At 42.6% G+C, this 23,959-nt stretch carries 22 protein-coding genes and 1 pseudogene; 11 read left to right on the top strand and 12 right to left on the bottom strand.

The features are described from left to right. Window positions 1–32: 32 nt before the first annotated feature. A complete protein-coding gene (locus CJ483_RS12480) occupies window positions 33–1,682 on the bottom strand; it encodes an ABC1 kinase family protein (RefSeq protein WP_120035416.1) in 1,650 nt (549 codons plus the stop codon). A gap of 233 nt (window positions 1,683–1,915) precedes the next feature. On the opposite strand from CJ483_RS12480, the gene desB reads away from it, so the two are divergent. Further along, complete coding sequence (gene desB, locus CJ483_RS12475; protein ID WP_120035414.1) at window positions 1,916–3,016, top strand: Delta(10) desaturase DesB; 1,101 nt, start codon at window positions 1,916–1,918, stop codon at window positions 3,014–3,016. Window positions 3,017–3,192: 176 nt separating this feature from the next. Next, window positions 3,193–5,016: a cation:proton antiporter gene (locus CJ483_RS12470; RefSeq protein WP_120035412.1), complete on the top strand. Its 1,824-nt coding sequence runs from the start codon at window positions 3,193–3,195 to the stop codon at window positions 5,014–5,016. A 185-nt stretch (window positions 5,017–5,201) separates the two neighbouring features. On the opposite strand, the gene CJ483_RS12465 is transcribed toward CJ483_RS12470, so the two are convergent. After that, window positions 5,202–6,725 carry an acetyl-CoA hydrolase/transferase family protein gene (locus CJ483_RS12465; protein WP_120035410.1) on the bottom strand — a complete coding sequence of 508 codons (1,524 nt, stop codon included), beginning with the start codon at window positions 6,723–6,725 and terminating at the stop codon, window positions 5,202–5,204. Window positions 6,726–6,846: 121 nt separating this feature from the next. Further along, window positions 6,847–7,497 (bottom strand): LytTR family DNA-binding domain-containing protein, encoded by a 651-nt coding sequence (locus CJ483_RS12460; protein WP_120035407.1) that lies wholly within the window; start codon window positions 7,495–7,497, stop codon window positions 6,847–6,849. A 101-nt stretch (window positions 7,498–7,598) separates the two neighbouring features. Between CJ483_RS12460 and ybaK the strand changes: the two genes are divergently transcribed. Further along, on the top strand, window positions 7,599–8,054 hold the full coding sequence (gene ybaK / locus CJ483_RS12455; protein ID WP_120038001.1) for a Cys-tRNA(Pro) deacylase: 456 nt from the start codon (window positions 7,599–7,601) through the stop codon (window positions 8,052–8,054). Between the two features lie 126 nt (window positions 8,055–8,180). Continuing rightward, window positions 8,181–9,239, top strand: a complete 1,059-nt coding sequence (locus tag CJ483_RS12450; RefSeq protein WP_120035405.1) for a hypothetical protein — start codon at window positions 8,181–8,183, stop codon at window positions 9,237–9,239. A gap of 68 nt (window positions 9,240–9,307) precedes the next feature. On the opposite strand, the gene CJ483_RS12445 is transcribed toward CJ483_RS12450, so the two are convergent. From CJ483_RS12445 to CJ483_RS12435, 3 genes are all read right to left on the bottom strand, one after another. Next, window positions 9,308–10,123, bottom strand: a complete 816-nt coding sequence (locus tag CJ483_RS12445) for an alpha/beta fold hydrolase (RefSeq protein ID WP_182917039.1) — start codon at window positions 10,121–10,123, stop codon at window positions 9,308–9,310. Between the two features lie 442 nt (window positions 10,124–10,565). Beyond that, window positions 10,566–11,576: an AI-2E family transporter gene (locus tag CJ483_RS12440; protein WP_259455639.1), complete on the bottom strand. Its 1,011-nt coding sequence runs from the start codon at window positions 11,574–11,576 to the stop codon at window positions 10,566–10,568. A gap of 132 nt (window positions 11,577–11,708) precedes the next feature. Further along, window positions 11,709–13,064: a YjiH family protein gene (locus CJ483_RS12435; protein WP_120035401.1), complete on the bottom strand. Its 1,356-nt coding sequence runs from the start codon at window positions 13,062–13,064 to the stop codon at window positions 11,709–11,711. A gap of 454 nt (window positions 13,065–13,518) precedes the next feature. On the opposite strand from CJ483_RS12435, the gene ilvA reads away from it, so the two are divergent. Further along, window positions 13,519–14,778 (top strand): threonine ammonia-lyase IlvA, encoded by a 1,260-nt coding sequence (gene ilvA, locus CJ483_RS12430; RefSeq protein WP_259455638.1) that lies wholly within the window; start codon window positions 13,519–13,521, stop codon window positions 14,776–14,778. A 153-nt stretch (window positions 14,779–14,931) separates the two neighbouring features. Here the strand turns inward: ilvA and bshB2 are convergent, their stop codons facing one another. The 3 genes from bshB2 to pdxK form a co-directional block, all read right to left on the bottom strand. After that, window positions 14,932–15,636 carry a bacillithiol biosynthesis deacetylase BshB2 gene (gene bshB2, locus CJ483_RS12425; RefSeq protein ID WP_120035399.1) on the bottom strand — a complete coding sequence of 235 codons (705 nt, stop codon included), beginning with the start codon at window positions 15,634–15,636 and terminating at the stop codon, window positions 14,932–14,934. Window positions 15,637–15,662: 26 nt separating this feature from the next. Then, a complete protein-coding gene (locus CJ483_RS12420; protein WP_406908982.1) occupies window positions 15,663–16,016 on the bottom strand; it encodes a YojF family protein in 354 nt (117 codons plus the stop codon). Between the two features lie 106 nt (window positions 16,017–16,122). Beyond that, window positions 16,123–16,932: a pyridoxine/pyridoxal/pyridoxamine kinase gene (gene pdxK, locus CJ483_RS12415; protein ID WP_120035394.1), complete on the bottom strand. Its 810-nt coding sequence runs from the start codon at window positions 16,930–16,932 to the stop codon at window positions 16,123–16,125. A gap of 137 nt (window positions 16,933–17,069) precedes the next feature. Between pdxK and CJ483_RS12410 the strand changes: the two genes are divergently transcribed. From CJ483_RS12410 to CJ483_RS12390, 4 genes are all read left to right on the top strand, one after another. After that, window positions 17,070–17,780, top strand: coding sequence for a DUF4230 domain-containing protein (locus CJ483_RS12410; RefSeq protein ID WP_120035392.1), 711 nt, complete (start codon window positions 17,070–17,072; stop codon window positions 17,778–17,780). A gap of 66 nt (window positions 17,781–17,846) precedes the next feature. Continuing rightward, window positions 17,847–18,527, top strand: a complete 681-nt coding sequence (locus CJ483_RS12405) for a uracil-DNA glycosylase (protein ID WP_120035390.1) — start codon at window positions 17,847–17,849, stop codon at window positions 18,525–18,527. 317 nt (window positions 18,528–18,844) lie between these two features. After that, window positions 18,845–19,132: a YwdI family protein gene (locus CJ483_RS12395; protein WP_120035385.1), complete on the top strand. Its 288-nt coding sequence runs from the start codon at window positions 18,845–18,847 to the stop codon at window positions 19,130–19,132. Window positions 19,133–19,142: 10 nt separating this feature from the next. Beyond that, complete coding sequence (locus CJ483_RS12390) at window positions 19,143–19,511, top strand: DUF423 domain-containing protein (RefSeq protein WP_120035383.1); 369 nt, start codon at window positions 19,143–19,145, stop codon at window positions 19,509–19,511. A gap of 42 nt (window positions 19,512–19,553) precedes the next feature. Here the strand turns inward: CJ483_RS12390 and gerQ are convergent, their stop codons facing one another. Together gerQ and hemQ are read right to left on the bottom strand one after the other, a co-directional pair. Further along, window positions 19,554–19,970 carry a spore coat protein GerQ gene (gene gerQ / locus CJ483_RS12385; protein ID WP_120037997.1) on the bottom strand — a complete coding sequence of 139 codons (417 nt, stop codon included), beginning with the start codon at window positions 19,968–19,970 and terminating at the stop codon, window positions 19,554–19,556. Window positions 19,971–20,134: 164 nt separating this feature from the next. After that, entirely contained in the window at window positions 20,135–20,881 is a 747-nt protein-coding gene (gene hemQ, locus CJ483_RS12380) for a hydrogen peroxide-dependent heme synthase (RefSeq protein ID WP_120035381.1), read from the bottom strand. A gap of 191 nt (window positions 20,882–21,072) precedes the next feature. On the opposite strand from hemQ, the gene pta reads away from it, so the two are divergent. Together pta and lipL are read left to right on the top strand one after the other, a co-directional pair. Next, window positions 21,073–22,047 carry a phosphate acetyltransferase gene (gene pta, locus CJ483_RS12375; RefSeq protein WP_120035379.1) on the top strand — a complete coding sequence of 325 codons (975 nt, stop codon included), beginning with the start codon at window positions 21,073–21,075 and terminating at the stop codon, window positions 22,045–22,047. Window positions 22,048–22,138: 91 nt separating this feature from the next. Next, window positions 22,139–22,983 (top strand): annotated as a pseudogene (gene lipL, locus CJ483_RS12370) (octanoyl-[GcvH]:protein N-octanoyltransferase). Between the two features lie 127 nt (window positions 22,984–23,110). On the opposite strand, the gene CJ483_RS12365 reads toward lipL, so the two are convergent. Then, window positions 23,111–23,800 (bottom strand): RsfA family transcriptional regulator, encoded by a 690-nt coding sequence (locus CJ483_RS12365; protein WP_120035376.1) that lies wholly within the window; start codon window positions 23,798–23,800, stop codon window positions 23,111–23,113. Window positions 23,801–23,959: the final 159 nt, after the last annotated feature.

Below are 23,959 nucleotides of genomic sequence, written 5' to 3'. Positions count from 1 at the left end.
CTAGTGACTGTATATTGTAAAATGAGGATAAGTCACTTTTTTCCTCGCCGCAGCAGCTTCCGATGGGCACGTACGCTCATTATATAGTAGAGAAAGCTAATGACGAGGAGGAGGCCGCTTCCGTAGAGCCATAACTCCTGCTGAAAAAAGCTGGTTACAGCCGTTAGAATGAAACTGAGCAGGATAAAAAATAAGGCATCGCGTTTTTTAGATAATAAAAAATCATGCTCAAGCCGATTATGCTCATGACGCTGTTTCCATTCCCGATATTTTCTCGGCTCATCCAGCGTTTGCTGAATTTGCCGTGGAATGGACAACAAAGGGCGAACAGATTGCATAAGCAAGTTGATGGCCGTCCGGTCAGAAACAGGACCAGGCTCAGGGTTTTCCTGTAGCCATTTAAAAATAAGCGGCTTGCTGACCTCCAGTAGGTCGACGTCAGGGTCAAGGATATATAAGATGCCGACGAACGTAGAAACAGCACGGCCAAAAAAAGCAAACTCGCTTGGCATTTGGATAGGTTGATCCTTTACTATTTTTTCAATATCAGCTAACAGCTGTTTCATTAAAAAGTCGTCTGTTAGCGAAAACGTATGTTTTGTATAATGACCTACGAGTGTCTGAATAATATTTTTCAATAATTCTTTGTCCGCTCCAGGAAGCAGGAAGCGCAAGCTTTCTAGGGCGGAGACAACTTGATCATAATCCTCAAGGATAACTCCTTCTACAAGCTGGCGCATGTAAGCAGCGTCATTCCGTTGAATTTCGCCGATCATTCCAAAGTCAATCAAAATGATCGTTCCATCTTTTCTGACTAAAATATTGCCTGGATGAGGATCAGCATGAAACTTTCCTTCTTGAAGAAGCTGTTCTAGAAATATTTCTACAAGCCGGGCGGCTAAGTTCCGGCGGTCGATCCCATTTTGTTCAAGGAACTTTAAATCGGTTATCCGCGCACCCTCTATCCATTCCATCACAAGTACTTTTTTCGTTGAATATTCTTCATAATAAAAAGGAACACTTATCTTATCAAATAATTCATAGCGTTTTTTAAAGTACAACCCATTTTGCGATTCTTTTAGAAAATCGAGCTCTTGGCTGATCGTTGCTTCCATTTCCTGATATAAGGCTGGCAAGTCCGTTTGCTTGCCGAAGGGGGTAAAAACCTCCGCCAGCCACATGACGATGCGGACAGCTCTAAAGTCAGTTGAGATAATCCGGTCAATTCCCGGCCGCTGAACTTTGACGGCAACCGTAGTCCCGTTCGGCAGAAGGGCCTTATACACTTGCCCGATAGAAGCGGAAGCGACAGGCTCCTCATTGATTTGCTGGAGCATGGAAGTATAGGATTTATTCCATTCTTTTTCCATTACAGCCTTCGCTGCTGACCAGGGAACACTAGGTACCCGATCAATTAAGTCTTCTAACTCTTCGATAAAAGCTGCTGGCATAATATCCGCTCGCGTGCTTAAAAACTGCCCAAGCTTAATTAATAGCCCTTCTAAACGCAGAGCCGTTTCCCGATATTCGGCTGCCTGGCGCTTCAGCAGCGCTTCCCATTTCTGATTGGTTCTACTTGTCCAGCGTTTTCGGTATCTTTTGTGAAAGAAAGTTACTTGCAAAAAGAACTTAACTGCCATTGTTATAATAATAAACATGCGGTAAAGAGAGAATTTTTTCATAAATTTTCTTCCTTTCCGGCTAAAGTGTTTATCCTCATTTTAAATCAATAGATTCTGCTCTGTACAATAATTACTATAAATGTTATCACCAAGGAATATAACTTGTTTTTAGTACCAAGTAACAAATTTATTGACAAGTGTGAAAATAAAGTGATACGATTGGCCCTAGTTGAGAAGGTGTCAGTCAGTCGATAGTTTATAGATAAGATACATTTGAAAAGAGGGATAGCACATTGAAAGAGCTTCAATCATTCGGTTGGTATGCTGCTCGTGTAGCATCGCATCTGCCTAAAAAAGCATTCAGCCCTGTTCCCGGGCGTCTTTGGGGAGGACTAGCCTATCTGGTTATTGTCGTATCGGGGATTTTGACGATTAGTTTAACCGATTTTAACATATGGCTAAGCTTAGCTATTTCTATGATATTAGGTACTTCTTTTGCAGCTATGGGATTTCTGGGACATGAGATTCTGCACGGAACGGTTGTAAGAAAAGCCTGGCTTCGCGAATTAACAGGAGGGATTGCTTTCTTTCCGCTAAGCACCGGGCCGAAGTTATGGGTGAAGTGGCACAATATGACACATCATCGCCATACGCAGGATGAGGAGAAAGATCCGGATGCCTGGCCAACGATTGAACAGTTTTCAAAAGCTAAAATATTAAAACCTTTTTATCGGCTTCCGCTGTCACTGCGAGGGTTTTTAGGGATGGCCTTTTTAGCGATAACTTTTACGATGCATTCTTTAAGAATGTTTAAGCGCTTTGTAAAAGAATTTAACCGAGAAAAGCGCTTGTCAGTTTGGATGCAGCTGCTGTTTCCTTGGCTTACATGGATCGGGCTGTTGCTGTTAATCGGGCCGTTAAAGTGGACATTTGCTTTTCTGCTTCCACTCTTGATTGCCAATTTTATTGTCATGGCCTATATTGCAACGAATCACCGCTTAAATCCGCTCGTCCCTGTTAATGATCCACTTGCTAACAGTTTGACAGTAACAGTACCCAAGTGGGTAGATGTGCTGCACTTTAATTTTTCATATCATACAGAACATCATTTATATCCGGGAATGAGTTCAAAATATTATCCGCTCGTCAAAGCGGAGCTTAAAAAACGCTGGCCGGAAAGATACCATGAAATGCCGATGATTCAGGCGCTTGCTGCTCTTTATAAAACACCGCGGCTGTACAGTAATCAAGTGGAGCTTGTAGATCCTGTCGGAGGAGACACTTATGGGACGCTTGGTCATGGACTGAATCCTTCCGATATCAAGCCGAAGGAAGCCGATTCAGTTTCCGCAGCAAAAAAAGATGCACCACGTTCTATGACAGTGAATGAATAAGACAAGCCTGATCTCCATAAAAAAGGAGATCAGGCTTGTTGGCGTTAGGAAACAATTAATTGTAAAGGGAAAGCTTTTATTTCTCGGCTGTCGCCTTTACAGAGGAAGTTTATAAACATCGGAATCAGGGAATACATGGTTGACATTTCGGTATTTCTCAAAGAAAAGAGGTCACTATGCTTGATTCGATGCTATTTCATCTTATGATGATTGGATTGTTGGGGATCATTTCTCAATGGATTTCCTGGCGTTTTCGGCTTCCGGCCATTGTCATTATGTCAGTAGCAGGACTGATCGCCGGGCCTGTGCTTGGTCTAATCAATCCAGAAGAAGATTTTGAACAGCTATTTAAACCCGTTGTTTCCATAGCGGTAGCTATTATTTTATATGAAGGCAGTTTAAATTTGAATCTTCAAGAAATCAAAGGTCTTAAACAGCCAATTATCCGGATTATCACCCTGGGAGCATTGCTTGCCTGGATTTTTGGCTCACTTGCTGCTCGCTATGTTGCAGGCTTGTCATGGGCTGCTGCTCTCGTCATTGGTGGTTTATTCGTTGTTACGGGACCGACTGTCATCTTGCCGCTATTGCGCCAGGCAAAGTTAAAACAGCGGACAGCGGCGATATTAAAATGGGAAGGTATTATTGTAGACCCGCTTGGTGCGCTGCTAGCAGTGTTTGCTTTTGAAATTATTAAAGTCTTTATGCACAGCGAGTTTCACCTCACGGCATTATTTATCTTTTTTGCTGCTTCATTATTCGCCGTGCTGCTCGGCTGGGCACTCGGCAAAGGTATTGGGTTAATGGTAGAAAAAGGAGCGATACCCGAATTTTTAAAAGCTCCATTTGTATTCGTATTGGTCATTGCATGCTTTACCATATCGGATGAACTCATGCATGAAACAGGCTTGCTCGCTGTTACAGCTATGGGAATGACAATGGCTAACATGCCAATATCTTCTATAAAAGATATGAGGCATTTTAAGGAAAACGTATCGATTTTACTTATTTCCTCCATCTTCATTATGCTGACAGCTTCTTTGTCACTGGATGTCCTGGTGCAAATTTTTGACTGGCATATTTTACTGTTTGTCGCTCTCATGCTCTTTGTCGTTCGCCCTTTATCCATTTGGATATCCACTATTGGAACGGGTTTGACAGCGAAAGAAAGAGGGCTTGTGGGCTGGATTGCTCCACGGGGAATTGTTGCCTTGACAGTATCGGGCTATTTTGCCGATTCACTTCTTAGAGCCGGTTACGAAGATGCTCGTATTGTAACTTCTCTCACGCTCGCCCTAGTGTTTGCCACTGTGTGTGCCCATGGGTTTTCAATTAGCTGGTTGGCAAAAAGGTGGAAGCTGGCTGTTGATTCTCAACCAGGAGTATTAGTTGTTGGCAGCAACGATTTTACAGTCGGGCTGGCTGTGGCATTGAATGAGGCAAATGTGCCTGTGTTAATCGTTGATGAGTCATGGAGGAGACTGCAAAAAGCAAGAGCGGCGGGCCTTTCTTTTTATCACGGTGAAATTTTGTCAGAACAGGCCGAATACGAAATGGACCGTACTCCCTATGAATACATGATAGCTGCCACGGATGATGATGCATACAATGCCTTGGTTTGTAACACCTTTGTGCCAGAAATGGGAAGAAACAATTTATTTCAATTGAGCGCTGATACAGATCGCCAGCTTGCTTCAGGAGACTATAGCCACGCGATTGGAGGAAGCATTCTATTTTCCGAAGAGGCTACCTGGGGAGAGTTGAATAAAAAGCTGAAACAACATTATATTTTCCGGAAAACCGAGCTGACAGCCCGGTATAGCTATGAGCAATATGTGAAGGAGAGGGCAAGAGAGACTATTTTGCTACTTATATTAAAGCCGGATGGAAAAGTATTATTTTATGTAAAAGACAATAGTCCGAAAGGAGAAGAAGGGGATATCATTGTTAGTCTCTCTCCTCCTGCAAGAGAAGGATGCAAGAAGCAACAGAAGAGCTAAAAAGCTGCCTGGTTGTCAGCCAGGCAGCTTTTTAAGAGCTTACATAAAAGATAGAATAGTGCTTTTATCATTAACGCCAGATGGTCTCAGCGAAAGCGCTTGTTAAGATGAAAAGAATGGGGTGGCTTTTCATCTAGGCTGAAGCCCATCTTGCAGACGTTACAAAATAGGAATTCTAAACAAGGTTATTTTTTAGCGGAAGCAGCTTCAGGCTGCAGCATGGTGCCCTTTTCCATATAATTCAGATGCCAGGAGAAAGCTTTATTCAACACATGAGGGGTTTGGCCTCCATATGTTAAAGCCTCTTCAAAATAAGCTGTCATCTGTTCTTTATAAGCTGGGTGCATGCAGTTCTGGATAATGAGACGAGCACGCTCCACGGGGGAGAGTCCGCGCAGATCCGCATACCCTTGCTCCGTTACTAGAACATCCACATCATGCTCCGTGTGGTCTACGTGGGAGACGAAAGGAACAACACTTGAAATATCTCCATTTTTCGCGATAGACTTTGTTACAAAGATTGCCAGCCGGCTGTTGCGGGCGAAGTCTCCTGAACCGCCAATTCCGTTCATCATTTTTGTGCCGCAAACATGGGTGGAATTCACGTTTCCATATATATCTGCTTCCAATGCTGTATTAATGGAAATAAGTCCTAGCCGGCGAATAATCTCAGGATGATTGGAGATTTCCTGCGGCCGCAGCACAAGCTGCTCTTTATATTGGTCAAGCTTTGGAAAAATAGTTTTCATCTTTTCCTGCGACAGAGTAATTGAACAGCCTGAGGCAAAGCGGGCTTTCCCGCTGTCCAGTAAATCAAACACCGCGTCCTGTAACACCTCTGAATAGATTTTTAGATTTTCAAACTCAGAATCAATTAATCCGTGCAGCACAGCGTTGGCAACAGAGCCAATTCCTGATTGCAACGGAGCCAGTTGGTTAGTAAGTCGTCCCGCTTTAATTTCTTCACGCAAAAAACCGATTAAATGATCGGCTATAATGGCCGTTTCTTCATCTGGCGGCACAATCGTTGAAGGAGAATCTAGCATATTTGTTAAAACAATCCCTCTAATTTTATTCATGCTCACTTTCAGGCTGGATGTACCTATGCGTCCCTCAACAGACGTTAAAGAAATTGGTAAACGCTTTCCTTGTTCACCCACTTCATAAATATCATGCATTCCCTCAAGTGCAGCAGGCTGCGCAAGATTTAATTCGATAATAATGTTCTTTGCTTTTTCCAAGAAAATAGATGAGTTTCCTACAGAAGTAGAAGGAATAATATTGCCTTCTTTCGTAATGGCAACCGCTTCAATAATGGCAAAATCGATTGGATTCAAGACCTCAGAACGCACCATTTCAGCCACGTGTGATAAATGCTGATCGGTAAAGAGCAGCTCTCTTTGATTGATTTTCTTTCGCATAGAAGCATCCGCTTGGAAAGGTAGCCGTTTATGTATAATGCCTGCTTCTGCCATCATTTTATCAATATCTGACCCAAGAGAGGCACCAGTATATACATCCACTTTGAAGTTTTCATCTTTGGCTCGGTCAACTAATGCCATCGGCACTGCTTTTGCATCGCCGGCTCGTGTAAATCCGCTTAAACCAAGAGTCATGCCATCTTTAATCCATGAGGCTGCTTCGTCTGCTGAAACAATTTTCTTTCGCAGTTCTTCACTGCGCAGCTGTTTAGTGATACGTGAGTTCATTAAAATTCCCCCTTTGCCACTTTTTATAATTCTAGCAACCTTCCTGCGTCTACTCATTCGTTTTTGCATGAAAAGCCTTTAAAAAGCGACAAAGCAGAAAAAAACGTACATAAAGCAGAAGTTAATAATTCAATGCTTTTCGGAAGGAACTAGAGTATGTTTGGCTAACAGGAATCTTTGTCCGATCTTTCATAACGAGCAAAAAAGTGGAGTGGGAGTCCGGTTGAATTTCTTCTATGAAACTAACGTTGACAATATATGAACGATGCACACGGATAAATAAATCGTTTGGCAGCATAAACTCAAGCTCTGTTAAGCTCATTTTATGATAGCCTTCTCCGCCGATCGCCTGTACTTTTGTTTTTCGGTTTTCCGCCTCAAGATAAACAATCTTTTCATAAGAAACAGGATACCAGCGGTCTTCAGCTTTAATTGTAAAAAACTTTGCTGCGATCGGAGAAGGCTTTGCTGGAAAGATAGTTGTAACGGCTCCTGTGACTTGTGCGCCGTTAAATAATGGGATAGATATGGCATAGTAAGGTATTCCATATACATCGCTATTAATGTATTCCGAAATTTCATGTCTGTTGGCAATGGCTTTTGCTGCTCCGCTGCCTTCTTTATAGGGCTCTCCGGGACGAATGCGCAAATCAATCAGCTTGCTTGGCTCGTAGTAGATAAATTTTTCTGAATCGGCTACTGCAATAGATGTATGCGGCGGTAGAAACTCTTTCATTACATTCATAATAGATGTGACAGTCACATGATCCACAGGTTACACCTCATCTCTTTAATCGTTTATACTAATTATCATAACAGGCTTATTTTTAAGAGGAAAGGAAGCTGAAAGAAGTGAAGGGTAAAACGAATGCGATGCGCATACTTGATAAAGCTGGACTAACATATGAGACGTATGCTTACGATCCTGCCGACGGAAAAATTGATGGTCTATCCGCCGCGGAAAAGATCGGCAAAAGCGAAGACAGCGTATTTAAAACACTCGTTACAATTGGAGCGGATAAAGAAATATACGTATTTGTCATACCGGTTGCTGAAGAGCTTGATTTGAAAAAAGCCGCTAAAGCAGCGGGGGCTAAAAAGTTGGATATGATCCCTGTAAAAGACATTCAAAAATATACGGGCTACATAAGAGGTGGTTGTTCACCGATTGGCATGAAAAAACTATACCCTACTTTTTTGGATCGGCGCACTATTTCCCGGGAAAATGTTATTGTTAGCGCTGGCAAGATCGGCAGGCAAATGGAATTAAAAACAGGCGATTTAATCACGATTACAAATGCAGTGACAGAACATGAAATCATAAAATAAACCAACCTAAGTAGCAACTAACAGCTGTTTCTCCATTGGCAGCCTGCTCTATATGTCACATAGACAAATGCCCTTGCATATAGTGAGAGAGGACCATTCTTAAAACTGATACAAAGAGGTGCAAAAATGAGCAGGAATGTGATTCGTTATTTTGCGAGGGGAAATACGGCAAAAGGACTGCACAACCTTCTTGATTCAAATCTACAAGGGCTAAGGCAAGTCTTCCTCGTGGACGGAGGCACACCGGCAGAGAGAGCGGCTTGTTTTAAGCAGCTAGCCGATCAGCTGATGGCGGAAGGAATAACTATGGAATTGTTGCATTGTCCGGGAGATCCTGACCAAGTGGAGGGAATCATTGCAACGAAAAAACAAACAGCTATTTTAATGAAGCAGTTGGCGCCATCTATTTCCGGCCCGCATGTACATGAGGTGAGAATTCCAGAGCAGGCATCTGTGCCGGCAGATAAGGAACGAGAAATAATGGAATTAGCAGAGCAGGAAGAAATCGCCCGGCAAAATGCTTATGCTTGTTTCCGCAAAGCCTTGGCTGTCCATGATGAGTGGGAAGGCATTTATATTCAACAGCTGAATAAAAAAAGAGCCAATGAGTTAGCAGATGAATGGATTGCCCGCTTGGTTCCAAGTCTTTCTGAAAATGGAGGCGGCCTCATTAGACACCGCTTTTTAGGAGCTGCTACACCAAAAGGAGCGGTGGACTTTATTGATAACTTAACAGAGGGCCTTGCTAAAAGATATTTTATTAAAGGCCGTGCTGGAACGGGCAAGTCAACGATGTTAAAAAAGATCGCTTCTGCCGCTGAACAGAGAGGATATGACGTAGAAATGTATCATTGCGGCTTCGATCCCGCCAGCATCGATATGGTAATTGTACGTGAACTCAGTTTTGCTATTTTTGACAGCACAGCCCCGCATGAGTATTTTCCAGAGAAAGCAACTGATAGCATCATTGATTTGTATGAAGAGATTGTGGCAGAGGGCACGGATGAAAGGTATGCGGCTGAGATTCAAGAGATTGCTGGGCGTTACCGGATGCTTATGAATAAAGGCACGGCCTATTTAGCTGAAAGTAAAAAGTGCAGAGAAAAGCTGCAGGCTTGCTATCCTGAAATGGAGAGCCATCACATTTTGACTAATATATGCGAAGGAATTAGATCAAAGCTATAAAGATACTGCTATATAATATTCAACAGATGTCCCTGACGCTAGAAGCGTAAGGGACATCCGTTTGTTGATTACTCTGCCCACAGAAAACGGCCGATCAGCTGGTCTACTTTTTTACTTTCATGCAGGCCGCTATGATTAAGGCTAGGGTCTGTTATAACGGCGTGATGAAAGTTTGAAGCTGGTACAATTTTATTTAAGCTAAGGGCACTATCCACAGAAACAAGCTGATCTCCTGAACTAGCAATGGCCATCACTTGTACATCGGAGGGGAAATTTTCTTTTTGTTTAAACAGTTTTTCCAGAGCTGCCGATTGTGGCATTAAGTCCATTGCTACCGGCCCTGAGTTTCGATTTAAATAACTTCTATCTTTTAATCCTGAAAACGGACTACCGATTACGACTAATTTGCTAATGAATGGGTAGCCGGTTTTTTTGGCATATTCCTCAAGAAATTTAACAGAAACGATGCCCCCCATTGAGTGGCCCACGATGTTTACTTCTTCGAATTTATATTTTTCACGTAAGGTATGCAGGGCTTTGGACAACCAATAGGCTGTATTTTCAAAGCTTGCCCGATTGTTGTCGAAGATCAGTTGAACGAACAGCCGACTGCTTGAGGAGAAACGGCCTGTTTCATCACAGAGTACTTGGCTGTCAGCTGTTACACGGCAAACGATTGCTTTTTTGCCCCACTGTTGTTCGTTTTCAAAGCGATTCAGCATAGAGCGGAAAGAGACAGCCGTTCCTTTATACCCATGTACAAAAACTGTCACATTGGGAGGAGGAGTATTTATCTTAGAATGGACTGTGAAGGTCCCATAACCGATAAGAATGATAAGAGAAACAAGCAGGGAGGCTATGATTAATCTATTTCGCTTTGTCACAAGCTGCAATCTCCTTCTTAGATGGTTTTCTTTAGCTTTCTTCATTTACAACAAGGATATTCAAGTGTTTTTTATTATACAGAAAATAAAAAGCTATCGATGTGAAAATAATGACAGGAACATGAAAATAGATCTCTAATATAAAAAGTAAGGAGGTCGTTAGAATGAAAGAGAAGGTAAGCATATGTAAAAGGTGTGGAAAAGTCCTTTACTGTCTAGACGGATTCTTTAATGGTGTAATAAAAGATGATGGCTCTGCTTGTTGCTTTGAATGCATTGAACAGGAGGAGAGAAAGCAGATATGAAGGCTTCCTATAAAGATAGGAGGTCTTCATCGCGCCTATCTGACGATGAAGACACTGGTGTTGCAAATTTTATATATCTTTCGTAGCTACATCTTTAATTTCCCGGCGTGCTGCATAAAGATTCACAGCGATCGTTTTCAGAATTCCATATGTAGGGATGGCCAATATAACCCCCAAATACCCGCAATATTACCAGCAGCTAAAATTAAGGTAATAACTGTAAGCGGATGGATGTCGAGCGCTTTTCCCATGACATTTGGGGAAATCAAGTTTGATTCAATTTGCTGGGCAATCAGCATAACGAGGGCGACCCAGATAATCATTTGTGGATCTTGAATCCAAGCGACTAACAATGCCGGTGTTACTGCCAGATAAGGCCCAAGGAAAGGAATCACATTAGTTGCCATGCCGATCAGCGCCAAAATTAATGAATAATCCAGGCCGATGATTAAGTAGCCGATTAATAACATGGTGCCGACAAGAAAGCTAACGAGCAGCTGACCTTGGATGTAGGATTGTAAGGTTTCATCTAAATCTTTTAACGTTCGGAGGATCCATTGCCGGCGGTGACCTGAAAAAAAGTTAGCTAGAAAAGGCGCAAATCTTTCTCTATCCTTTAGCATATAAAATAGGAAAAATGGAACGAGTACGGTTAAGAACACCGTTTGCAGTAATCCTTGCAAAAAGTTAATTAACCAAGTACCAAAAGCCATTGCCCAATCTTCCACTTTTCCTTCTGCGTCTTCAAGGGATTGAATCGCAAATTGAGGAAGACGTTCTTTCTCATTCATTAAATAATTGATGGCATCTTCTGCAACTTGAACCATCTGCGGCGTATTTTTTGCCAGTCTTGCCCCTTGCTCATTCACAATTGGGCCAATCAGCGCAAATAACACCCAAAAAGTGATAATCAACAGGAGGAATACGCTCAATATCGAAGCCCATCTTGGCAGTTTCTTTCCTTCCAGCCAGTTAACGACAGGGCGCGTTAAATAAAACAGGACCCCGGCAAGAACAAGAGGTAAAAATACGGTTTTCATAACAATGACTAGTGGATTGAAAATATCATTTATTTGTCTGAACAACAAAATAATAATCAGGACCAGCACAAGTGCAATTCCTGTTTGAAACCATGTTTTATTGACCACTCAACTTTACACTTCCTTCCGCTCTTTAAAGCTGCTATTCACATTATACAAATATTTACTAGGATAAAGAAACCGCCAATGTGAAATAAAAAACACACACTTTCATACGAAAGCATGTGCAAAAGTGTTTCATTAAAATAATAAATGTGCCATACCCGCGACAATTGGCAGGGAGATAAGCGTTCTTAATAAGAAAATAAAAATTAAGTCTTTAATAGAAACCGGGATTTTCGTTCCAAGAAGAAGGCCGCCGACTTCAGACATATAGATAAGCTGGGAAACAGAAAGACTGGCAATCACAAAGCGAGTTAACTCACTTTCAATGCCTGATCCGATAATAGACGGCAAGAACATATCGGCAAACCCAACAACAATCGTTTCCGAGGCTTCTTGAGCAAACGGCACTTGCAATAATTCTAATAATGGAATGAATGGCAGGCCAAGCCATTGGAAGAATGGAGTGGTTTCAGCAATAATTAAAGCAATCGTACCGATCGCCATTACGATTGGGGCGACCCCGAGCCACATATCGATTACATTTTGCATCCCATCTTTCACGACAGCTGACGGTTTGTTTCTTTCAGCTTGAGCAACCGCCTGTTCAAAACCATAACTAAATGGTGTATAGCCCTCCGGAATACTTTCATCATCATGTTTTCTCACTTCGTCATTTACAAACGTATCCATCTTCTTAGAAAGAGGAGGGATGCGCGGTAAGATTAAAGCACAAGCGATCCCTGCCAAAATAACGGTTCCATAAAAAGGAAGGAAATAGCGGGCTAATCCGACTTGGTTAATCACGACTAAACAGAATGTAACCGATACGACAGAAAACGTCGTGCCAATAATAGCGGCTTCTTTCTTTGTATAAAACCCTTCTTCATATTGCTTGCTTGTTAAGAGGACACCAATGGTCCCGTCACCAAGCCAGGAAGCCAGACAGTCAACCGATGAGCGGCCGGGAAGCTTGAAGAGAGGGCGCATCACTTTGGTTAGAGAGTAGCCAAAGAACTCCAGCAGTCCAAAATTGAGTAACAGTGGCAATAACAAGCCAGCGAATAAGAAGGTAGAAAATAGAATCGGCAGGAGTGAATACAAAAGCATGCCACCTGTATTTTCGGAATGCACCCATTCAGGTCCAAGCTTATAAAGGGTCATCACAGCAAATATGGCACCGATGATACGTACGAGAGCCCAAACTGGCGCCACATCAAACAATGAAGCTAGAAACGGAGAACGGCGGACAAACGCCGGGCGCGTAGTCTTGACAAAAATAGTACCCACAGCCGCTAATACGACCAAATACGTCATAATCGTTGGGATGACATTGCCCATAGCTGACTGCAAAGAATTAGATAAAATAGCAATAGGAATAGTCAGCTCTCCATCAATCGGCACAGGCGTCATAAAAAAGAAAACTCCTATTAAGGAAGGAATAACAAAACGTAAAATACTAGATAAAGAGCTTCTAGAAGTAGTAATTTCCATTCAATACATGTTCCTTTCTATGTATATGTTTGTATAAATATTAATTATTTTTAAATTTTATACATAAGTGATTAAAAATGCAACCCCCTTTATTATTATTCAAATATACAAAAGATTCAAACCTCCCTTCTGAATATAGCATAAACAAAAGGGTATGAAAACGTTTTTATTCAAAAATTTACTAATATTGAATAATAATTGGAAGGTTTGCATATTTAAAAATATTCATTTTTAAATATGCAAAAATGTGAAAGCCAAAGGAGTTTTTTATAACTCTCTATCTGGAGCTAAATAAAAAGGGACAGATAAAAAATTCCTATTGAAAGCCAAAAGAGAAATCTATGTTAAAATGACTGAAATGAGAAAATTTAAAGAAATATCGGGATTTTTTATCCATGTTCTGAATAGGTATGTTAAAATAATTCTTAAAATTCAATTAAAGAAGGGGAAAAATGTGAGTAAAGCCTTAACAAAAATAAAAGTAGAAGACATCGTAGTGGCAAATCAAACATTAAAAGACGTCGTGATCAAGACGCCGTTGCAAAAAAATGAATTACTCTCTGCCCGTTACGGGTGTAATATTTTCTTAAAGAGAGAAGACCTACAGGTCGTTCGTTCATTTAAATTGCGCGGTGCGTACAATTTCATTTACCATCTTCCACCGGAAGAACGAGCGAAAGGAGTCGTCTGTGCGAGCGCTGGTAATCATGCGCAAGGAGTTGCTTTCTCTTGCAACCAGTTAAATATTAAAGGCGTCATCTTCATGCCGTCCACAACGCCAAGACAAAAGATCTCCCAAGTTAAGCGGTTCGGTGGCCAAAATGTTGAAGTCATTTTAACTGGCGATACATTTGATGATTCATACGAAGCAGCCATGGAATATTGCACGAAAGAGGGGATGGTCTTCGTTCATCCATTTGATGCTTATCCAACGATTGCTGGACAAGGAACGGTAGGAGTAGAAATTATGAATGAAGCTCCTCAGCCGATTGATTATGTTTTTTGCTCCATTGGAGGAGGCGGTCTCGCAGCAGGCGTTGGTTCTTATATGAAAAGCATTAGCCCTCACACTCGCATGATCGGTGTTGAGCCGGAGGGGGCCGCAGGGATGAAAACCTCGCTAGCCCAGGATAAAGTAGTTGCTTTGGAATCAATTGATCCATTCGTTGACGGGGCAGCAGTAAAGCAAGTAGGTCACTTAACGATGGAAGTGTGCCGTGAAGTGATTGATGATATCGTTGTTGTACCGGAAGGGAAAGTATGCACGACGATTTTGAACTTATACAATGAAAATGCGATCATCGCTGAGCCAGCTGGAGCCTTGTCTATTGCCGCTCTTGATTTTTATAAAGAGGAAATCAAAGGGAAAAATGTCGTTTGTGTCATTAGCGGAGGCAACAATGATATTGATCGCATGCAGGAAATTAAAGAGCGGTCGCTTATTTATGAAGGCATGAAGCACTACTTTATCGTTAACTTCCCACAGCGTGCTGGCGCCTTACGTGAATTTATGCACGAAGTTCTTGGTGAGCATGATGACATTACACGCTTTGAATATACAAAGCGCACGAATCGTGATGAAGGACCGGTTCTCGTAGGTATCGAACTGAAATCAAAAGTAGATTATTTGCCGCTCATTGAACGCATGCAGCAAAAAGGTTTCCCGTATATTGAAATTAACAATGATCCATTCCTATTTAATTTATTGATTTAACTGCCGATATGCACGCCGGCCCAGGGGCTGGCGTATTTTTTCGAAAAAAGCAATTAACTTCCGGATAACTGTTCTCTATTCCAGATAAAATTATTTTTGATAAAGCCTGAGCAAAACAAGAGGATGACCTATTTGGTCATCCTCTTGTTTAATTTATTGCAGCTCGCTTACCTTGTCATCGTCCCAGCGGTAATTCCAAAAGCGTTCAAACTTTATGCGCTGAATAGTTGCTTCGTCATTTTGCGCAAGCAGCTTTTCCATTTCCTTTAGCATCCAGGCCGTTTGAGAGATATGAGCGCGCAAGGCAGCCATCTTCTGCTCGAAAACGTCTGAAATATCATAGACAAGATCCGGTGCCCCAAGATCTGTGTCTGTATTATTGGCAAACGCAACGAGATGAAGCTTCGGTCGTTTATCTTCTGGGAGCCGGCGAACGGCACGAATGACGGCGCGCGCGGTAGCTTCATGATCGGGATGCACGGCGAAGCCGGGATAAAAGCTAATGATAAGAGAAGGGTTCAACTCAGCAAGCAAACCGGAAACGAGATCGGCCATTTTCGTATCATCTTCAAATTCCAGCGTTTTATCACGTAATCCCATCATGCGCAAATCTTGAATATCAATTGCTTCGGCAGCTTTTATCAGCTCAGCCTTACGGATATCCGGCAGCGATTCCCGGGTAGCGAACGGCGGATTCCCGAGGTTTCGTCCCATTTCCCCAAGTGTCAGACAAGCATATGTAACAGGGGTCCCTCTTTTTCTATGTGTAGCAATAGTGCCAGAAACACCAAAGGCTTCATCATCAGGATGCGGAAAAATAACGAGTACGTGCTGTTCTTTTTCAATTTCCGTTAACATATGGGAGAATCACCTTCCTTTACAAATTATTTAAACGGTTCTTCGCCTATTTGCAAAGCAACAGCGAGCTTTCCGTCAAAGCCATGGCCGGCAAGAAGCAGCCTGCCGTTTTCATCGAAGCCGAAATGGGTCAGTCCTTCTGCATATACCCAGCCAATTGATAGTTTCAGCCCGACGCGGTAGGGGCCTTCCCCAACTATTTTTCCATGCTCGTAAACGAGCTTAGCATTGCGTATATAAGCACCTGCTGAAAAAAACTTCTCATCAAAGTGAGAGGCATAAGCTCCATTCGTCGTTTCTAAATGGATATATACTTCCTTCTGAGCAAATCGGTCAATCGATTCTTGAACCTTTGCTACAATAATTGGCTCCACGTTCATCCACCTCCATAAGCACCTGTAATGAACATTTTACAAGAAATAATTAGGGATTGCGAAAAATGAGCCTAAAAAGCCATCCTTTTAACAATGGATGGCTTAAAATTTCTTAGTTTCTAATTTGATTGAAAGCACCGTGCATAACTGGACCGACATATTGGTTTAGCTTGAAGCCGTGGCGAATGGCTGCGCTGACGAAATCTTTCGCATTAGATACGGCCGTTTTTACATCTTGTCCTTTTGCCAAGTTGGCTGTAATAGCAGCAGCAAATGTACATCCAGCTCCATGATTGTAAGTAGTGGCTACTTTTTCGGCTTCTAATACAGTGAATTCATTGCCGTCATAGAAGACATCGACTGCTTTTTCATGCTCGAGCTGTTTGCCGCCTTTCACAACGACATTTTTGGCGCCCAAGTCATGAATTTTTTTAGCGGCTTCTTTCATTTGTTCTAATGTACGGATCGGCCCAATTCCAGAAAGTTGTCCGGCTTCAAATAAGTTCGGTGTTACAACGGTAGCGATCGGCAGTAAAAATTCACGCATAGCAACCGGTGCTTCCGGATTTAAGACTTCATCTTCCCCTTTGCATACCATAACTGGGTCAATCACGACTTTATCTAGTCCATTGGCTTTAATATGCTTGCCTGCTACTTCAATGATCTCAGCAGTTGCCAGCATCCCGGTTTTTACAGCATCAATTCCGACAGACATGGCAGTTTTTAATTGGGCTTCTAGTGTATCAATAGATAGCGGGTGAACACCATGGCTCCAATGATTGTCGGGGTCCATCGTCACGATGGTTGTCAGCGCCGTCATTCCATAGACACCGTGCTCCTGAAATGTTTTCAAATCTGCTTGAATGCCTGCGCCGCCGCTTGTATCTGATCCTGCAATGGTTAATACTTTTTTCATTTCCATGCTGCAAAAATCCTCCTTTGAGTGTATAGCGATATAAGTTGCTATTAACATTTTAAAAAATTAAAACATTTTGTACAAGCCTTTTGGCGCGCATGGCTGTTAAGATAAGGGTAATAAACCCATATAGGAGGGATGAGATGGACCGCAAGGAAAGGGAAAAGCTGGAGCAGCTGGAAGCACTTATAAAAGAACTAAAGGCCGGGCGCAGTGAGACAGCATCTACAGCAGCGGCAACAGGAGGACTGCCTGTGTTCTTGACAGGAAAAGCAACAAGATGGCTGCTCGCTCTCTTTGTGTTAGTTATGCTTGCCCTTGGAACGTTTGGTCTCCTATCTTTATATTCTGATTCCGGGCAAGGAGAGCCGGCTGCTTTTGTTGAACAAATCAAGAATTTAAATTCACTGGCTACGGCAGAAGCTTATGTAAAGGCAGTAATTGAACAGGAAGACAATAAGCTCTTTGGACAAAAGATTGGTGTAGACGTGCCGGGAACAAAAAGGAAAGTTTTGTTAATTGTGCCTGGGAAAGTGCTCGCAGGTGTGGATTTAAGTAAACTATCAAAAGCGGATATTCAAGTGGATGAAAAGAATAAAACAATTAAAATCTATATCCCCAGAGCAAAAATTTTGCAAGAGCCGGCTCTTATGACTGATCAAGTAAAGCTGTTCTCAGTGGAAGGAATCTTTCGGGGAAAGGTGGATTGGAAAGAAGGGTATACCCTTGCAGATGAAGCTAGGCAGTTAATTAAAAAAGAAGCGGTTGAGCAGGGGCTGCTTCAAAAAGCCGAAGAAAATGCCATACAATCGCTTGAGCAATTTTTGAGCATATCGGGTATAAAGCAACTGTAAAGATTTCAGGATAGTAAGAGACCAGATTCTAACAATTATCAGGATGATGGAGAAGGAGTGGTGGGAATGACAAAGAAAATATTGCAAAACGACTGGGGCGAGCTGCTGGCGGAAGAGTTTGAGAAACCTTATTACCAGGAGCTGCGTGAATTTCTCAAAAAGGAATATGCAACAAAAACAATTTACCCTAATATGGATGATATTTACAATGCTCTTCGTTATACAGCTTATAAAGACGTAAAGGTAGTTATTCTCGGACAGGACCCCTATCATGGTCCTGGACAAGCGCATGGATTAAGTTTTTCAGTGAAGCCGGATGTTCCAGTGCCGCCTTCCCTGCGAAATATTTTTAAAGAGCTGCATAGCGATTTAGGATGTCCCATTCCGCACAACGGTTACTTGGTGCCATGGGCAGAGCAAGGGGTGCTTTTGCTCAATACCGTGCTGACTGTGCGACAAGGTGAAGCTCATTCCCACCAAGGAAAAGGCTGGGAGCGGCTGACGGACCGGATTATTTCCTTGATCAGCAGCCGTGAAAAGCCCGTTGTGTTTATTTTATGGGGAAAGCCAGCTCAAAAGAAGCTTGTGCTGATTGACGAAAAGAAACATTGCATCATTCAAGCACCGCATCCAAGTCCTCTATCGGCTTCAAGAGGCTTCTTTGGCAGCCGTCCTTTTTCAAAAGCCAATGAATGTCTGGAGAGGTTTGGAGAAGAGCCGATTCATTGGGAAATAAACGATCAATAAATTTCGTCAATATACGCTGTTTCACGTGAAACAAAGCTAATAAATGACAGCATTCGCCTTTGTCAAAAAGAATTCTTATTCCGATTGGATAAAATTTGTTAGAATGAAAAGCAGAAGGGGCGTGAGCGGATAAATGGAAAAGGTGAATTGTTTTCAGTGCAAATACTTTTTTGTTACGTGGGACCACAAAAGCCCGCGCGGCTGTCGGGCATACGGTTTTAAGACGAGGCAGCTGCCGTCAGCATTCGTTCTGCAGGCTTCTGGTCATCCATGCCGCCAATTCACGCCTAAGCTCGTTAAAAAGTAGTAGGAGGTGCATGAAAATAAACATTTCTCATTTATCCGTCTTAAATAAAATAGAAGAAGAGATCCGGCAGGCACGACTTGCTGAAAAAAGTGGCATGATGAAGCAGCATATTTACACCGTCCGGACGTTATGTGAAGTGCTGCTTGATGAGTCAGACAAGACAGGAGCAGCGGCTGTCCTCCCTGAGTCACTGCCGATTCGGCAGGTAGCCTCTCAGCCGGCGCAACCAGCATTAAGCCAGGCTGAAAAGCTTCAAACGGACGATGGGGCAAATGGCGATTCTATATTTGATTTTTAAGGAGAAGAAAATGAAACTATTTATTATCATTGGGGCAATCAATGCCTTTTTATCTGTAGCGCTTGGCGCGTTTGGCGCCCACGGCTTGGAAGGGAAAGTAGAGCCGAAGTACTTGGAAATTTGGAAAACCGGTGTTCAATACCAAATGTTTCACGCTTTAGGAATGGTTCTAGTTGGTATCCTTATAGGGCAAGTCCAGTTTAGCTCTATGTTGAACTGGTCTGGCTGGATGATGCTTATCGGAACGGTTATTTTTTCAGGCAGCTTGTATGCTCTCACGCTGTCGGGGATCAAAGTGCTAGGAGCTATCACGCCAATTGGCGGTGTTGCTTTTCTAGTGGGCTGGGTGCTGCTCGTTTTAGCGGCTATAAAATTCTAATATAAAAGCTGCTCTCTGAAAAAAGAGAGCAGCTTTTATTAATTAACGTGGCGGATAGGAAGCAAGTCCGCCACCTGTTCCTGCCCCCGCTCCACCAGGGACCGGATAATTGTATTCTATCGGCTCATCAAAGGTAGCATAATCTAAAGAGACCATCAGGATTAAATAGCGCATTCCTGTTTGCGGATCACTCAAGATTAAGTGGTCACGTCCGGCAGCTTCAATAATTCCTTTAAAGATTTTCGCATTCCATTCACGGTTGTTTTCAAACGTTGTGTAGACTGTTACTGGTTTTCCGCGGTTCAGACGAAAAATATTCTCGATGTATGACTGTTCTGAAGGCAGCATGCCAGGGACATTTATTCCGCCTCCTGGTGAAGATGATATGCCCCCGGGAGGTACGCTTGGAGTAGTAGGGGCTGTATACATTGGATAGGGCTGATAATAATAAGATGGCATACCACTTTGCCTATATGGACTAGCAGTTGATGGACTCACAGGAACCCTCCTTGAACGAATAGATTTTTCAAATCGGTTGTCAATTAATGTGTATGTGGAAATTTGAGTTTCATGACAAAATAAAAAGCCTTTTCTAAAATGTAGAAAAGGCTTTAGGCAGTTTTTTAATTAATTTGCAGCATTTGCTCCAACTTAGAATCATCGAGCAGATTGCCGACAAAGAACGCTCCGAATTCGCCGTAACGGGCGCTGACTTCATCAAACCGCATTTCATATACAAGTTTTTTAAATTGAAGCACATCGTCAGCGAATAGTGTAACGCCCCATTCATAATCATCGAAACCGACAGACCCAGTAATAATTTGTTTCACTTTGCCAGCATATTGGCGGCCGATCATGCCATGGCTGCGCATAAGTTTCCCGCGCTCTTCCATTGGGAGCATGTACCAGTTATCTTCTCCTTGGCGGCGCTTATCCATTGGATAGAAGCAAACATGCTTTGCTCTTGGCAGCTCAGGATATAAGCGGGAACGAATCTGCGGGTTTTGATATGGATCTTCATCACTGGATAAGTAATTGCTCAATTCGACAACAGATACGTAAGAATAGCCTGGGATTGTGCATTCGGCAATTTTTAACTTGTTGAATTCCGTTTCAATAGCATTTAACTCTTCCATTGTCGGGCGAAGAATCATCAGCATAAAATCAGCTTTTTGGCCAACGATGCTGTAAAACGCATGGCTTCCCTCTTTTGCCTCGTGAACGGCATTTAACTTATTGAGAAATTGCTGGAACTCATAAATAGCTGTTTGACGTTCATCACTTGAAAGCAACTTCCAAGTCGTCCAATCAATCAGACGAAAATCATGCAGACAATACCAGCCGTCAATTGTTTTTGCAGCTTCACTCATCTTATTCACTCCTTATGTAAATGTTTTCAGTTATTAATATAACATACATCTGGAGGCAATCCATAAAAGTGCTTTGACGGGTGTGTGAACATAAAAAGGAGAGGGAATGATGGAGAAGAGACATTTTATTATGTAAAATCATAACTGTAGAAGGTATCCTGAGTATAGGAAGGGATAAGGAGGGAATTGGAATGAGTGATTTATTTACGGCTTTAGAAAACAAGCTTTCCGGACAGAACGTAAGAATTGTTTTCCCGGAAGGACATGATGAACGCATAGTAGCTGCTGCGAGCCGGCTGGCGAAAGAAAATCTGTTAACACCGATCCTCATCGGCGATGAGCAGGAAATTAAGCAGAAGGCTTCCCAGCTGCAAGCAGGACTGGAAGGAATCGAAATTGTTGATCCTGCAAGCGACAGTCGTCTTAATGAACTTGTTCAATCATTCGTTGAACGCCGGAAAGGCAAAGCAACAGAAGAGGAAGCACAGAATATCTTAATGGATGAAAATTATTTTGGTACAATGCTTGTTTACAAAGGCTATGCCGAAGGGCTTGTAAGCGGGGCTGCCCATTCTACAGCTGATACGGTTCGCCCGGCCTTACAAATTATCAAAACAAAGCAAGGAGTCAAAAAAACATCTGGTGTGTTTATTATGGTACGTGGAGAAGAGAAATATGTTTTTGCTGATTGTGCGATCAATATTGCTCCAGATAGCAATGATTTAGCGGAAATTGCCATTGAGAGTGCCAAAACGGCAGAAATGTTTGACCTTTCGCCGCGGATTGCTATGCTGAGCTTCTCGACAAAAGGATCGGCGAAGTCCCCGGAAACGGAAAAAGTGGAAGAAGCCCTCCAATTAGCGAAAGAGAGAGAACCAGAATTGGTCATTGACGGAGAATTTCAATTTGATGCAGCATTTGTTCCGTCTGTTGCTAGGAAGAAGGCGCCGGATTCGGTCATTCAAGGAGATGCCAATGTCTTTATTTTTCCAAGCTTAGAAGCAGGGAATATCGGTTATAAGATTGCCCAGCGTCTTGGTAACTTTGAAGCGGTTGGACCGATCTTGCAAGGATTGAATGCGCCGGTGAATGACCTGTCCCGCGGCTGCAGTGAAGAAGATGTGTACAAACTGGCGCTGATTACTGCTGCCCAGTCACTAAAATAACAGTTGCATTGAATGACTGTTCCCGATAAAGTAAGGTCAGACCGGCGTCTGCCGGTTTTTTTGATGTGACTATCGAGAAGGAGAACACATTATGAATGAATCGCTACAATTACTTAAGCAGCCGGAGTGGCGCCTGATTGATCAGTCAAGCTTAGGGCCGATGTTCAGCGCACTTCAGTCGTTTGCCGCCGATGATACATTATGTACATCAGTCGGTGCTGGCTCCAGCCCACCGACTGCGAGAGCATGGGTTCACCATAACACCGTAGTGCTCGGTATCCAGGACACAAAACTTCCTTTCCTGCAGGAGGGAATCAAGCTTTTACAAGAAGCTGGTTTACAAGTTATCGTTCGTAACTCGGGGGGCTTGCTGTAGCACTTGATGAGGGTGTGCTTAATTTATCGCTTATTTTTCCTGATACAGAAAAAGGGATTGATATTGATCGTGGCTATGAAGCGATGTATCTGTTGATTAAACAAATGTTTTCCGGCTTTTCTGCAAGGATTGACGCCTATGAAATTGTAGGCTCTTATTGTCCGGGAAGTTATGATTTAAGCATCGGTGGAAAAAAGTTTGCCGGCATTTCCCAACGGCGCATTCGCCGTGGAGTGGCTGTTCAGATTTATTTATGTGTAAGCGGCAGCGGCTCAGAAAGAGCATCACTTATCCGCCGCTTCTACGAGACAGCCAAAAAAACAGAAATAACCAAGTGGGATTACCCTGATATCCAGCCCGAGGTGATGGCTTCATTGTCTGAACTGCTGGGCCGCAAACTTACTGTCCAAGATGTGATGCTGCGGTTTTTAAATACTCTTCATCAACATGCCGGCCGTCTCTATGCGAGTTCACTGCATGGAGAAGAAGTGGATCTTTACCAAGGGTATTTACAGCGCGTAACCGAACGCAATGAAAAAGCCTTGACCGCAGAAAGCTGAAGAAAAACAGATAAGCGGCATCTCTAAAAGGTTTCTATATTCTTTTCTCATATTCATGTATTCAATCAGCAGCAGGCTGTCAAAAAAGAAAGGTGTCCGAAAGACGAAGCTCTCGGGACACCTTTATTTATTCAGCTAGCTTTTCCAGGTTACCGTTGCGGTCCATTTTAAAGGCTGTAGGACTAGGCTCTTCTTCATCAAAGAGAACGAGCTTTCTGGCACGGTTCATTATCTTTATTAGTGTTTCATAGTCTTCTTGCATAGTGACAGTGTTTTGCTCTAGCTCGCGTACAGTTTCTTCCAATGCGGCTTTCTCTTTTGTCAGCTGCTCTACTTCATGCTTTAATCTTGCATTCTCTTGTTTTAGACGGTCTGACTGGTAAGTAGTGCTAGACAGAGTTTGTAAAAAGGCAATCACTTTTTCCATAGACAGTTCTTCATTGTTCACCGGTGACACATACGGCAGCTGTTCAGTTTCTATCTCTATATCATTAGGAAGCGGCAAAGACATAGCCTCGACTTCTTCAATAGAAGGAACAGGAGGCTGATACAACAATTTTTTCTTGCCGCCTTGTTCTTTTCCAAGCAGTCGGTTGCGTTGTTTGCGTTGTTTTTTAGCGAGAGCGAGTGCTTTTTCATATTGATGGCGAACAACTGCGTTCCAGCGAAAGCCGCAGGCAGCAGAAGTCCGGTTTAGCTGATCTCCCACTTCCTCGAACGCATTTAATTGTGTACTTCCTTCACGCACGTGGCGCAATACTGTTTCAGCGAGCAATAGATCATTTTCCTCTGACCATGCATCTTGTCTGTTTTTCATTACATTCAACTCCTTGTTTTAGTAAAAGTTTAATTACTGACAGGATGATCCAAATACGTTAGATTTATACCAATATTAAAAAATAATTTTTTTCTGCTAGTTTCCCTGTTTAGCCGGCACACGAAAGCTTCAAGGACGATTCGAGTGCTTGCCAACCGT

Source organism: Bacillus sp. PK3_68, from assembly GCF_003600835.1.
Taxonomy (GTDB): domain Bacteria; phylum Bacillota; class Bacilli; order Bacillales; family Domibacillaceae; genus Pseudobacillus.
This window is presented reverse-complemented; position numbering and strand designations above follow the sequence as displayed.